This is a genomic window from Candidatus Cybelea sp. (genome assembly GCA_036489315.1).
Lineage (GTDB): Bacteria > Vulcanimicrobiota > Vulcanimicrobiia > Vulcanimicrobiales > Vulcanimicrobiaceae > Cybelea.
On record DASXFZ010000029.1, the window covers coordinates 108,976 to 122,337 of the forward strand.

Sequence of the window (13,362 nt, forward strand, 5' to 3'; positions counted from 1 at the left end):
TACGCCTCTACGATGCGTTCGACGTGGGAACCGGTTGCGGTTCCATGCTGGCGAGGCTCTCGCCCAGCGCGCGACAGACGTAATCCGCCTCGTCTTGCGTGATCGTCAGCGGGGGTTCGACCCGAATTACTCGGGCGTTCACGAGCGTCCCGGAGACCAGCACGCCTCGATCGAGCATTCGCTTGCCGAGCTCGAATCCGGTCGCGTCGTCGTGAAACTCGAGCGCGATGAGCAAGCCCTTTCCGCGCACGCTCGCGACGAGGCCCGCGTGCGGCTGCACGGCGGTGCGAATTCCCGCAAGCAGGCGCTCTCCCAGCCGCGCCGCGCGCTGCGGAAGCTGTTCCTCGATGAGCACGTTGATCGTCGCCAGCGCCGCGGCGCAGGCGAGCGGATTTCCGCCGAACGTCGACGTGTGCAGGAACGGATTGTCGAACAGGCGCGAGAATACTTCGCGCCGCCCGACGACCGCGCCGGCCGGCACGACGCCGCCGCCGAACGCCTTCGCCAGGCACATTAGATCGGGGGCGATACCGTAGTGCTCGCAGCAGAACATCTTGCCCGTGCGCCCCATGCCCGTCTGCACTTCGTCCAAAATGAAGAGCGAACCAAATTCGTCGCAGAGCGCGCGGACGCCGGGAAGATAGTCGTCATCGGGGATGTTTACGCCGCCCTCGCCTTGGATCGGTTCCAAGAGGACGGCGCCGACGTCCTCGCCGACCGCGCGGCACGAGGTCATCATGTCGCGCAGCGCGGGAAGGTCGTTGAACGGCACGTGCTCGATGTTGGGCAGCATCGGCCCGAACGGGCGGCGGAACTCCGCTTTCGCGCTGGCCGAGAGCGAGCCGTAGCTCTTGCCGTGAAATCCCTTCGTTGCCGCGACGATCGTCTGCTTTGTCGGATCGTAGGCGCGCGCGAGTTTGAGCGCACCTTCGACCGCTTCGGTTCCGCTGTTGCAGAAGAAGCTGAAGTCGAGTTCTCCGGGCGTCAGCATCGAGAGCGTTTTGGCGAGCATCGCGCGCAGCGGATCGAGCAGATCCTGGCTGTGCAGCGGCTGACGCCGCAGCTGATCGGTTACCGCTTTGACGACTTTGGGATGGCGGTGGCCGACGTTGAAGATCCCGAAGCCGCCCAAACAATCGAGGTAGCGGCGTCCGTAGACGTCGCGATAGGAGTTCGGGCCGGCGTCGGCCCACTCGACAACGGCGCCGGCCTCGCGTGCGTCGGTCGCCTTGCGGTATTCCAGGAATCCGGGGTTGACGTGATCGCGAAACCCCTCGACGGTCTCGCGCGTGATCCACGCGGCCTCCTCGGGGCCGACTTCGATGTTTTCGATCAGCGCGAGAACGCGCTGCGAGTATTCGTAGGCGCGGCGTTCGCGTTGCTCGGAAGAGCTCACGCCGCGAAGACCTCCGCGGCGGCGTCGCGGAGCGCTTCTAGGCCTTCGTCGAGCTCGGCGTCCGTCACGACCAAGGGCACGAGAATGCGAATGACGTTGCTCTGCCCGGCAAGCAGCACGATGAGCCCTCTCCGGCGCGCGGCCTCGAGAATTTGCGGCGCGCCCGACGAGAGTTCCATCGCCATCATCGCACCCAGGCCGCGAACGTCGAGGATTTGCACGTGGCTCGACTGCAGGCCGCGCAGCGCGGATTCGATGCGCGCCCCGATCGCGCGGGCTCGCTCCAAAAAGCGCTCATCCATGATCTCGAAGATCTCCAGTGCCGCCGCGCAGGCAACCGGATTTCCGGCGAAGGTGCCGCCCAATCCGCCCGGCTCCGGCGCGTCCATGATCTCGGCCTTTCCGACGACTGCGGCGAGCGGAAGCCCACCGCCCAGCGTCTTTGCGACCGTCATCAAGTCGGGCTCGATGCCGTAGTGCTCGCAGGCGAAGAGCCGGCCGGTCCGGCCGAAGCCCGTTTGAATCTCGTCGACGACGAAAACGATTCCGTGCTGCGCCGTAATACGTCGCAGCTCGTGCAGAAAGGCGGCGGGTGCCGGGAGGAAACCGCCTTCGCCGAGGACCGGTTCGACGATCATCGCCGCCACACGATCGGCGGAGACGACGCCGTCGAAGATCTCGGCGAGGGCTCGCAGTGCATCCTCGGTCGTCACGCCGTGGCGAAGACTGGGAAACGGCGCGTGGTAGATCTCGCTGCAAAATGGCCCGAAGTGCTGCTTGTACGGCGCGTTCTTACCGGTCATCGTCAGCGCTAGGAGCGTGCGTCCGTGGTAACCGTGCGTGAAGGCGATCACCGCCGGCCGTCGAGTGTACTCGCGCGCGATCTTGACGGCGTTCTCGGTCGCCTCGGCGCCGGTGGAGAGCAGCAGCGACTTTTTGGGCGAAGTGCCGGGGGCGCGGCGATTGAGCTCCTCGGCGACTCGGAGATACGGCTCGTACATCGCCACCTGGAAGCACGTGTGCGTGAACCGCTGCGCCTGCTCCGCGATGGCCGCGACCACCCGTGGGTTGGCGTGCCCGGCGTTGAGCGTGCCGATGCCGCCGGCGAAGTCGAGGTATCGCCGGCCCTCGGCGTCCCAGAGCGTCGCTCCGCTCGCGCGCTGCACCCAGATCGGATGCGCCGTAGCGACGCCGCGCGCGACGTTTTGCGCGCGCCGCTGCGAGAGAGAAAGTTTCGTTGCGGTGTTCAAAGCGAGGAAGTTATATTCGGCATATGTAAAGGCGCTCTTCCTTAGTCTGCTGGAGGCCATTGGGGGAGGCACGTGCACAAGCGAATCGTCGCGTTCGTCGTCCTGGCGGTGGTTGCCATGCCCTTCGGAGCGAGAGCGGGAACGACTGGGACCCTGCGCGGCCGAGTGATCGACGCGACGACCCGGGCTCCCCTCGCCGGAGTGGCGGTCAGTGCGGTTGCGCCGTCGCAGACGGCGCAGACGGTCTCGGACGCTTCGGGCTCCTATTCGTTTATCTCGCTTCAGCCCGACACGTACACGGTGAGCGCGAGCAAATCCGGATACGATTCGCTCTCCCAGCCAGGCGTAACCGTCATCGCCGACCAGTCGACCACGGTCGCGCTGGCGCTGCAGAAGACGCTGCAGACGATCGCGCGGACGACCTCACGTTCCGCACAGTCGCTGGTTCATTCCGGCGTGACGAGCGACGTTTTTTCGATCAACCCGACGGGTCAAAGGGCCGCCTCGACGCTCTCGGGCTCGGGTTCGCTCACGCAAGCCTACGGCGCGATTGCGAGCGCACCCGGCGTCAACATCCCTTCCAACCAACAGGGTTGGTATCAGAGCGTTTACGTTCGCGGCGGCGACGTCGATCAGGTTGCTTATGAGTTCGACGGATTGCCGACGACCCGGCAATCGGATCTCGCGCCGATCGCAACGCTGACGTCGCTGGGCAATCAGGAGGTGCAGGTCTACACGGGCGGCACGCCCGCGACTTCGAACTCCTCGGGCCTGGCCGGCTACATCAATCAAGTCATCAAGACCGGAACCTTCCCGGGCTATGCAACGGCGGACTTCGGTATCGGCGGACCGGCGTACTACCATCAGGCGACCGTCGAAGCCGGCGGCGCGACGCCCGATCGCATGTTCTCGTACTACGTTGGGCTTTCGGGAACGAATCAGACGTTTCGCTACGGCGACCAGTTCGGCGGGGTCAGCCAGCCGTTGTACTTCTATCCGCTCAACGTCCCGACGAACAACAACGTCTACAATATCCTCGACGGCTCGGCCGGCCGATATCCCAACTACGGGTTCATCGCGCAGCCCGGCTACGGCTACACGCAAGCGTATGATGCCGACCGGGAGAACGTCGTCAACTTTCACATCGGCATCGCGCACCGCGACTCGCCCCTGCGCGACGACATTCAACTGCTCTACGTCACGGGCGGGATCGGCGCGCAGTTCTACAGCTCCGCCAACGACATCGGCTACACGCCGCTGGTCGGCAAGCGCACCGGCATCGGCTATCCGATGCCGTACCTCGATTCGCTCTACTACGGCGGCCCGCTAATGAAGACGCCAAACCAAAGCGACGTCATCATCGGCGACTTTCCGAGCAGCCCGACGGGCCGGGCGCCGGGATCGCCGGTGGGGGTGAACGATCGCGACGGAAACTACAACGGCTATTCGATCGAAAAGTTTCAGTACCAAAAAAACTTCGACTCCCGCTCGTATCTGCGAGCGCTCGTTTACGGTGAGTATTCGCGCTGGTTCATCAACGGGCCCGACAGCGCTCAGCTGGTCTTCGGTTCGGATCCGGCCGACTACGAAGTCCTCGAGCATGGCTACGGTGCCGGCCTGATTTATTCAAATCAGCTCTCGGCGCAGCACCTGCTTACCGCCGAAGCTTCGTATACGACGCAGAAGCTGCAGACCTATAACGCCGGCTTCAGCTCGACCGATCCGTTTACGAGCAGCCGCGCACCTACGGGGCTCGGAACGATTCTCTCGAGCTACGGGACGCCGAACGGCAAGTGCTACAACTACAAGACTGGCCAGCCGTGGAGCTGTTTCGATGCCGGCAGCCAGGGCGGCTGCCTCTCGCCGGCCGGATGCTATCCCGGCGAAGGCTCCTACCGTTTCAACCTGACGCCGGGCGAGGCGCCCGCGAATACCCCCGCCGCGCGCGCCGGCGCTCGCTGGATGATGACCGAGAACGGCGTGAGCGCTCAGGTCGACAACGTAACGCCTCGCTTCGCTTCGGCGGCGCTCACGGACGTTTGGGAACCCAACGACCGGATCGTCGTCAACATCGGCGCGCGTTTCGACCGCTTCGCCTACGACACCAACAATCTGGAGGATGGCTACCCGGCGCGGCAGTTTTGGTTCGATGCATACAACGACGAGCATTGCGGCACGCTGGGATCGCAGCCGCAGTGGACGTGGAACGCAAAGAGCGGCTCGTTCGGTGCGTGCGCCCCCGGCCTTTCCCCGATGACGCAGCCGGGCAACGGGCTCTATAACACCGGTGCGGGCGAAGACGTATCTAACGTCTTCGCGCCGCGCGCTTCGTTTACGTACACGATCAACCCCGATACGGTGATTCGCGGCTCCGCCGGGCGTTACGCACGGGCCGAAGGCTCGTCGTACTACCAGTACAACACCTATCAGCAGAACCTCGCGTCCTTTATCTCGCAGTTCTACCCGTACGGCTACCACACGCCCGACCACGATATCTCTCCGGATACGTCGGATAACTTCGACCTCTCGCTCGAAAAGCACGTCAAAGGCACGCAGCTCTCGTTCAAGGTCACGCCGTTCTATCGCAATACGCGCAACGAGCTGCAGTTCCAGGCGATCAACGCCGTACAGGGAACCCTCGCCGGCCTCAACGTCGGAACGCAACGCTCCTACGGCGCCGAGTTTTCGCTGCAGTACGGCGACTTCAGCCGAAACGGCATCTCCGCAATTTTCTCCTACACGCATACGGAGAACCAGATCCGCTACAGCCCGATCAACGGCGTGAGCGTCATCGACGCGCTCAACTCGCAGATCGCCCTCTATAACTCCTACACGTCGGCCTGCGCCCACGTGACGCGAAGCTCCGCGAACTGGCAGGCGTGCGGGAGCGGCGCGAATCCCGGCAACGCCAGGCCCGTGCTGCGCAATACGCAATCGGGTACGGGCGATCAAGGGAAGCTCCAGGTACCCAACCCGTACTATCGCGGCGCGCTGCAGCCGCTCTTCGATACGAACGGATGGTACGCGCCCTACGACGTGATTCCGAGCCCGTTCAATGCTGCCAACGGTTACGAGGTGCCCGACGTCGCCTCGCTGATCCTCAACTACCGGCACGGCCGGTTCGCGGTAACGCCTTCGCTGCACTACGCCGACGGTTCGAACTACGGATCGCCGCTGGTCTGGCCCGGCTACGTGCCGCAGTCGTGCTCGGCGCAGCCGGCGAAGACGCCGCTGGCTCCGGGCAGCAGCTGCTCCGGCGGCGCGGCCGGCGCGATCTTCCTGCCCGATCCATACAGCGGAAAGTTCGACAATCTCGGCGCCTTCATTCAGCCGGCGGAGCTCACGCTGAACCTGCAGACGAGCTACGATTTCTCTTCACGCGTGACGCTGACGGTGCAGGCCGTCAATATCTACAATCAGTGCTACCAGCGCGGCTTTGCCTGGGACAACACGGTAACGTGCGTCTACTCGAACCTGCCCTCGAACATCTTGGCGCCCGCCGGCAACTTCCTCAAGAATCCGCCTCAGCAGCTGCGCTACCCGTACGGCACGTTTTTCAACATCACCGAAGTCGGCATCTCGTCGGTGCTTCAACCCTTCGGCTTTTTCGCGGATCTGAGCGTAAAGATCTAAGGAACGCTGTTTGAAGCGACGCGACTTCGTTACACGGGCCGGTGCCGCCGCGGCCGGCGCCGCCGGCCTTCCTCGTTTTACCGCTTTTGCGAGCTCGGCGGCACGCGACCGCGAGAAGGTCGTGATCGTCGGCGCAGGGATCGCCGGGCTAACCGCGGCGCTGCGCTTGCGCGACGCCGGCATCGAGGCGACCCTCTACGACTCTGCCGCCCGCGTGGGCGGCCGGATGCACTCCGAGCGGCACTACTGGAGCGAGGGACAGCACACGGAGTGGTGCGGCGCAATGGTCGACTCGACGCACGAAAACATTCGCGGCCTCGCCCGGCGTTTTGCCTTGCCGCTGCTCGACACGTACTCCGGGCGACCGCCGCGCGCGCGCGACACATGCTTCCTGAGCGGGCGCTACTACTCGATGGCCGATGCAGACCGCGACTTCGCCGGCGTCTATCCGATTCTGCAGGCCCAGCTCGCACAGGTCGACCCGACGACGACCTACGCAAACGCGACCCCAACCGCGCGCCGGCTCGACGCGATGAGCATGCGCGATTGGATCGTGCATTACGTTCCCGGAGGGCTCGGCAGCCAGCTCGGGCGCTTGATAAAAGAGGCGTACCGCAACGAGTACGGCCGGGAGATCGAAGAGCTCAGCGCGCTCAATCTGGTGCTGCAGCTCGGGCAGCAGCGCACCTACGCGCAGGCGCGCGAGATGAACGTCCTCGGATACTCCGATCAGCGTTACATCTTGGCCAACGGCAGCCAGGCGCTGCCCGAAGCGATCGCCGCATCGCTGCCGCCCGGCAGCATCCGCCTCGAGCGCCGGCTCGTCGGCATCGAGAAGGCGGACTACGGCCTCTACGTACTCTATTTCCGGCATCGCGGTCTGCGCCAGATCGTCTACGCGGACCGCGTCGTGCTCGCGATACCGTTCATCGCGCTGCGCGCGGTCGATTATTCCGGCGCCGGCTTCGACGGTGCGAAGATCAACGCGATCGAGAATCTCGGGTACGGCTTTCACACGAAGCTGCACCTGCAGTTCGATCGACGAGCCTGGATGCGGCAGAATCATCCGTGGCCGCAACCCGCGAGCGGGCAGATCTGGACGACGCTGCGCGTCCAAAGCGCGCTGGATTTCTCGCTGGGGCAGCGGGGGCGCGACGGCCTCATCGAGGTCTTTACCGCCGCGTCGCCCGCGATGGTCGATACGCCCCCCAAGCCGTATTCGCGAATTGAAGACTCGCCGGCGGTGGCCTGGCACGTGCGCGACTTTTTCACGCAGCTCGAACGGATTTGGCCCGGGGTCGCATCCACCTGGACCGGCAAAGCCACCTTTGGCAACGCACAGGCCGACCCGAACATTTTGGCCAGCTATTCCTGCTGGCTCGTCGGTCAGTGCACGACGATCGCCGGGCACGAGGCACGCGCGCAGGGCCGCGTTCATTTCGCCGGCGAGCACACCTCGGTGGAGTATCAAGGCTTCATGGAGGGCGGGGCACAGTCGGGATTGCGGGCCGCGGACGAAATCCTGGCGGACTACCGCATTCGGAGTCGCTAAGGACCGATTCGCGATGCACGTGATCGGGACGGCAGGACACGTCGATCATGGAAAATCGGCGATCGTTGCCGCGCTGACCGGTACGAATCCCGACCGCTTAGCGCAAGAGCGCGAGCGCGGCATGACCCTCGATCTCGGCTTCGCGCACCTGCGCTTTGCTGACGGCGTGGAAGGCGGAATCGTCGACGTGCCCGGTCACGAACGCTTCCTGCACAACATGCTCGCCGGAGCGGCCGGGATGGAGATTCTTCTGCTCGTCGTCGACGCCGTTGAAGGCGTCAGAGCGCAGACGCTCGAGCACCTCGCGATCCTTCGCTACCTCAATGTCCGCCGCACGATCGTCGTCGTCAACAAGATCGACCTGATCGAACCCGCGGATCGCGACGACGCCTGCCGGCGCATCCTGGCGCAACTGCAGGCCACGGTTGCGCGGGACGCGCCCTACTTTGCGGTCTCGGCGGTCACCGGCGAAAACGTGCAATCGCTCAAAGACGCGCTGCACGAGTTGCTCGCGGAGATGCCCGGCCGCAACGCAGAAGCGCCCGTTTATCTGCCGATCGATCGCGTCTTTTCGTTGACGGGACTGGGCACGGTCGTTACCGGTACGCTGATACAAGGCAGCATCGAAGCGGGTGACGCGCTGCGGGTGGAACCGGGCGGACACGCCGCCGCGGTGCGCAGCATCGGCGTCTTTGGATCGGTTCGCCCGCGCGCCGAAGCGGGTTCGCGCGTCGCGCTGAGCATTCCGGGAATCGACCATCGCGAGATCGTGCGCGGTCAAGCCGTCGTGGGAACGGAGTTTGCGGCCGCGACGGATTTTGCGGTTCGCTTTACGCCGGCGCGGGGTGCGGCCGCATTCATGCGCCGGCGCACGCCGGTGCGCGCGTACATCGGCTCGGCGGAACGGCTCGGAGTACTGGTCGCCGGCGAGCCGTATGCCGACGAGGCGGAGACGCCGGCCCGGCTGCATCTGCGCGAGCCGGTGGTTGCATTTGCGGGCGTGCGGTTCGTCGTGCGCCGTCCGTCGCCGATGACGCTGCTCGGCGGCGGTTACGTCGAAGGAGCGGGACGCGGCGAAGCGCCCGAGGCGGAGGACCCCGACGACGCCTTGCTCGCGCGCATCTTGCAGGCGCGCGGGCTCGAACCGGCGACTGCGCTCGAGCTCTCCGCCGCCGCGAACGTGCGCGAAGCGGCAACGGCGGCTGCGCTCGCGCGCTTAGTCGAGCACGGCGACGTGCTTGCGCTCGATAAACCGCGCGCCTACGTCTCGGGCTCAGCCGCCGGCACGCTGCTCGCAAGCGTCTTGGCGCAGCTCGACGAAGCGCAGCGGGCCGAGCCGTGGTCGATGGGAATGACCTCGATCGCGCTCTCGCGGGCGCTCGACGTCTCCGAGGGCGTGCTCGTGCGCGTCCTCGAGCACTTTGCCGATGACGGGCGCCTGGTCAATCGTCGCGGTTACTACGCGACGCTCGAGTACCAGCCGGCGCTGACGCTCGAGCAGCGAGCCTTCTTCGACCATTTGGTTCCGCTCGACGAAGGGCAACCGTTCGTTCCGATTCCGTTCGCCGGCGTCGCCGCGGCGGTGAAGACTTCGCGCTTGCCCGGCATCGCGAAGGCGTTCGACACGATGCTGGCCCGCGGTACGCTCGTGAAGGTCGGCGACGACCTCTATCGCGGCGCGCAGATCGGGCGGATCGTGGCGAGCGTTCGCAGCTATCTCGAAAAGAACGGCACGATGACCGCCGCGCATTTCCGCGATCTGCTCGGAAGCTCGCGAAGATACGCCGTTCCGCTGTTGGAATGGCTGGACGCGCAGGGGGTGACGATTCGCAGCGGCGATCGGCGCGTGCTGCGCAAGCAACTCTAGCGTCTTTTGCGCTCTTAGACCGCGAGCGCTTCGCGCGCCGCCTGCTCTTCGGAGAGCGCCGCACCTTCGGCGGCAAAGGCCTCGATCTCGTCCTCGGCGAGGCGCTCGCGAAGCGCCGCAACCAAAATCTCGTACGTCCGCCGCTCGGTGAGATCTCGTTCGCAGCCCTCGCTTCGATACCACGCATCGACGTAGCCGCGCAGGCGCGCGCCGCGGCGGCTCTCGCCGCGCAGCGCCGCAACGGCGGCCAGATGCTGCGTGGCGATCGCGGCGTCCATGGAGTGCGCGCCGCGAGCGAGCGCGAGCGCCTGCGCCGCCGCGCAGCGCGCACCGTCGATGTTGCCCAGCGCGAGCTGATAGGCCGCGGCATTTGCTCGCGCGGTAATTTCTAAGCGCTTGACCCGCACGCGGTGCGCCGCGAGCGCGGCCGCTTCGGCGTACTCGAGCGCGCGCTCGGGATTTCCGGCACTAAACTCGAGCTCCGCCATGTTGTGGCGAAGGACGGTCGCCTCGAGCGTGTCTCCCAGCGCCGTCATCAGCGAAAGCGCCTGCGTGTAGAACTGCCGTGCGTCGTCGACCAGACCGAGACGCGCGGCGATGCTCGCGCGCATGCCGAGTGCGCCGGCGTAACGACGCGTCCCCCGCAGGCCTCGTTCTTTGGAGATCAGCAACGCCGTCTCGGTGGCCTCCAGCGCCTCGGCGATCCGTCCGGCGTGCAGGAGGCCTGCACTCAACTGGTAGAGGCACCCGACTTTGGCGTAGGGCTCGTCGCAGTGCTCGAAGAGGCCCAACGCGCGCCGCGCGGCATCGACTTTGTGAGTTCCAAAGCTGATCGTCGACAACGTTCCCCACACCTGCGCCGCGACGCCCGGCGCGGCGGCCGCGTCCACGCGCTCGAGCACGGCTTCGAGCCAGCGGCGCGGCTGCGCATCGCCGCGATTCATCCGCCACGTACGCGTAGACGCACAGGCCAGCCGCGAAGCGATCGAGACTTCGCCGGCCGCGAGCGCCCAGTCGATCGCCGCCCTCGCGTTGTCGAGTTCCGGCTCCATCTCACCCGGCCACGATCGTGCCGGCGTTGCGCGGAGAGTATCGTCCGGCCGGGGATCGTAGGCACGTTCGCCGCGTTCGGCAAGATCGAGGCAGGCGAGTGCGTGGCGCCGAGCGATCGCGTCGGCTTCGTTGCGGGCAATCAGTTTTTCGCGTGCGTATTCTCGGAACGACTCGAGGAGCCGGTAGCGCGGTTCGCTGCCTTCGAGATCGGCGGTCAGCAGCGACTTATCGAGCAGCGAGGAGAGCAGGTCGAGCATGTCGAGCATGTCGGTCTCTCCATCGTCGCTCGAGGCACAGACGGCTGTGGCGCCGGCGAGCGTACACCCGCCGGCGAAAACGGAGAGTCGCTCGAAGACGCGCTGCTCCGGCGCGGGCAGCAGGTCGTAGCTCCAGTCGATCGCCGAGCGCATCGTTTGCTGGCGCGGCAGCGCGGTCCGCGCGCCTCCGGTGAGCAAGCGAAAGCGATCGTCGAGCATCTCGTCGAGCGCCTTGAGCGAAAGGAGATTCGCGCGAGCTGCGGCGAGCTCGATCGCCAGCGGAATTCCGTCGAGCCGGCGGCAGAGCCCGGCGACGGTGGGCGCGTTTTCGTCGGTGAGCTCGAAGCGATGGTCGACCGCCCGCGCCCGATCGACGAAGAGCTCGATCGCCCCGTACTCGGCCGCCTCGCTAGCAGAGAGTTCACGCGATGCCGAGGCCCGGGGCGTGCTCAGCGAGGGAAGCCGGTAGGTGCGTTCCCCAGCGAGCCGCAGCGGCTCGCGGCTGGTCGCCAGAACGCGCAGCCGCGGACAGGCTCCGAGCAAACTCTCCGCGACCCGCGCGGCTTCGCCCGCGACGTGTTCGCAGTTATCGAGAACCAGCAGAAGCGACTTGCTCTTGAGGTGTTCGATTAGGCGATCGAGCAGCGGGCGGTGCGGCGCTTCTTGCACTCCCAACGATGAGGCAATCGCTGCGACGACCAAAGAAGGATCGCCGAGCGGCGCCAGCCCCACGAAGCGAGCGCCGTCAATTCCAGTGTAGGCCGCGGCGATCCGCAAGGCGGTGCGTGTCTTCCCGATGCCGCCGGCACCGATCAGGGTGACGAGTCGATGCTCGCGCACGAGCGCGGCGATCTCGTCGAGCTCCTTTTTCCGCCCCACGAACGAGGTCAGTGCGAGCGGCAGGTTCGAGCCGCCCTCGGGGCTTGGGGTCGCTGCGCCGTGCCGCCGCGCGCCCGAGCGGGCGGCAGCGGCTGCGAAGGCGCGCCGCTGCTCGTCGGTCAGCGTCAGCGCGCCGGCCAGCAACGTCAGCGTTTCGCGTTGCGGCGTTCGGCGATGTCCGCGCTCGAGCGCGCTGATGCCGTCCGCGCTCATGCGCGCGCGTTCGGCGAGGGCCTCCTGCGAAAGACCGGCAGCAAGGCGGTGGTGCCGCAAGAGCACTCCAAAATCCAGCGCGCCCGGTGCTCGCGCCTCGTCCTCCATGATTCGCCGGGCTTTCGCGCCGCCGCGGCGCGCATCCTCACCTCGGCTTACATGTGCAGCAGCGTGAGGACGCCGATCACGACCTCGATCGCCACGAGCGCGACGATCGTAACTTCGAGAAACTCGTCGCGCCGGCTGCGCGCCTGATCGCTGAAGAAGCGATACATCTCGCCGACGCTGGCCAGCTTCGTGTCGATCTGGCGCTGCCAATCGGAGAGTCCGAGCCTCGTCGCTGCGGCTCGATAGATACGCGCGTAGTATGCGTCGCCGACGACCTTGAGGGCGTTGGTCGAACGATCCGTCAGCTCGAGCACGTCGACGATCAGATACCGGAGCACTGCGGCCTGTTCGGCCTCGCGGCGTCCGCGCAGCGACCTTGGCGGGCCGCTGGGCTGCATTTTGTAGATTCCGTCGAGCTCGTGGTCGAGCAGCGCGTCGTAGGTTCGCAGCTCGAGCAGCTGCGAGTTGGCGAACTCCAAAATGTCTTCGATCGCGAGCGCGCTCTCACGGCGATCGTAGACGAACGCGGTATCCCACTGCACGATCGTCAGATCGTCTTCGTAGTAGGAAAACCTCATGCGCAGTGCTTCTTCCGCTTCGCTCGCCGCCAGCGGCTTGCGCTCTCCGAGCAGAAGGCCGGCCAGCGCTCCGGCATGTTCGTCGATCAGCGTCTCCGCATCGACGCTTTCGGTAAAACGGTCGATCTCGACGATCACGTAATCTTCGACAAGCGGAGGATGCCGGTCGTCGAATGCCGCGGCGTACTCGCTGCAAACGCGCTCGACCGCCGTTTGCGCGAAGCTCGCGATGCGTTCGTCGGTGCGAGCCCGATCGACCAGCGAGTTGAGATCGTTCCAACTCCCGGACGCGGGAAAGCTCAGTCGCAGCGATACTACCCCGTAGTCGTACATTTTGAGGCGCACCGAACAGCGCAGCGCGCCGAACGAAGCGTCCTCGAGGTTGGCGACCAGCGGCGGCACCGGAAACTGCAGGTATGGTTGCGCGTGCGGATGCAGCGGAAGCGCTGCCGGAGCGCGCGACTGCGCGCCGAGTGCGCCGGCCTTTGCGAGATCGATCGTGTCGGCGACATCGAATAAGTAATAGGCTCGTACGGCACCGGCGGCGATGTCGAGCATCCAAGCCGCGCTTACGGC

The 13,362-nt window shown here is 65.9% G+C and carries 7 protein-coding genes; 3 read left to right on the forward strand and 4 right to left on the reverse strand.

The annotated features are described in order from the left end of the window. Positions 1 to 7 precede the first annotated feature (7 nt). Together VGG51_07510 and gabT are read right to left on the reverse strand one after the other, a co-directional pair. Entirely contained in the window at positions 8 to 1,396 is a 1,389-nt protein-coding gene (locus tag VGG51_07510; GenBank protein HEY1882871.1) for a putrescine aminotransferase, read from the reverse strand. Beyond that, positions 1,393 to 2,646 carry a 4-aminobutyrate--2-oxoglutarate transaminase gene (gabT, locus tag VGG51_07515; protein HEY1882872.1) on the reverse strand — a complete coding sequence of 418 codons (1,254 nt, stop codon included), beginning with the start codon at positions 2,644 to 2,646 and terminating at the stop codon, positions 1,393 to 1,395. The genes VGG51_07510 and gabT overlap by 4 nt, the downstream gene beginning before the upstream one ends. A gap of 72 nt (positions 2,647 to 2,718) precedes the next feature. Between gabT and VGG51_07520 the strand changes: the two genes are divergently transcribed. From VGG51_07520 to selB, 3 genes are read left to right on the forward strand one after another with little or no spacing between them, the layout of a single operon-like run. After that, a complete protein-coding gene (locus VGG51_07520) occupies positions 2,719 to 6,279 on the forward strand; it encodes a TonB-dependent receptor (GenBank protein ID HEY1882873.1) in 3,561 nt (1,186 codons plus the stop codon). A 10-nt stretch (positions 6,280 to 6,289) separates the two neighbouring features. After that, complete coding sequence (locus VGG51_07525) at positions 6,290 to 7,831, forward strand: FAD-dependent oxidoreductase (GenBank protein HEY1882874.1); 1,542 nt, start codon at positions 6,290 to 6,292, stop codon at positions 7,829 to 7,831. A 13-nt stretch (positions 7,832 to 7,844) separates the two neighbouring features. Then, complete coding sequence (gene selB / locus VGG51_07530; protein ID HEY1882875.1) at positions 7,845 to 9,698, forward strand: selenocysteine-specific translation elongation factor; 1,854 nt, start codon at positions 7,845 to 7,847, stop codon at positions 9,696 to 9,698. 14 nt (positions 9,699 to 9,712) lie between these two features. On the opposite strand, the gene VGG51_07535 is transcribed toward selB, so the two are convergent. After that, entirely contained in the window at positions 9,713 to 12,208 is a 2,496-nt protein-coding gene (locus tag VGG51_07535; protein ID HEY1882876.1) for a helix-turn-helix domain-containing protein, read from the reverse strand. Positions 12,209 to 12,255: 47 nt separating this feature from the next. Beyond that, positions 12,256 to 13,344, reverse strand: a complete 1,089-nt coding sequence (locus VGG51_07540) for a hypothetical protein (GenBank protein HEY1882877.1) — start codon at positions 13,342 to 13,344, stop codon at positions 12,256 to 12,258. Positions 13,345 to 13,362 lie beyond the last annotated feature (18 nt).

Excerpts from the sequence above, each read along its gene's own strand:
- selB (HEY1882875.1), top strand. The coding sequence starts at position 7,845 with ATGCACGTGATCGGGACGGCAGGACACGTCGATCATGGAAAATCGGCG.
- VGG51_07535 (HEY1882876.1), bottom strand. The coding sequence starts at position 12,208 with ATGGAGGACGAGGCGCGAGCACCGGGCGCGCTGGATTTTGGAGTGCTC.
- VGG51_07540 (HEY1882877.1), bottom strand. The coding sequence starts at position 13,344 with ATGCTCGACATCGCCGCCGGTGCCGTACGAGCCTATTACTTATTCGAT.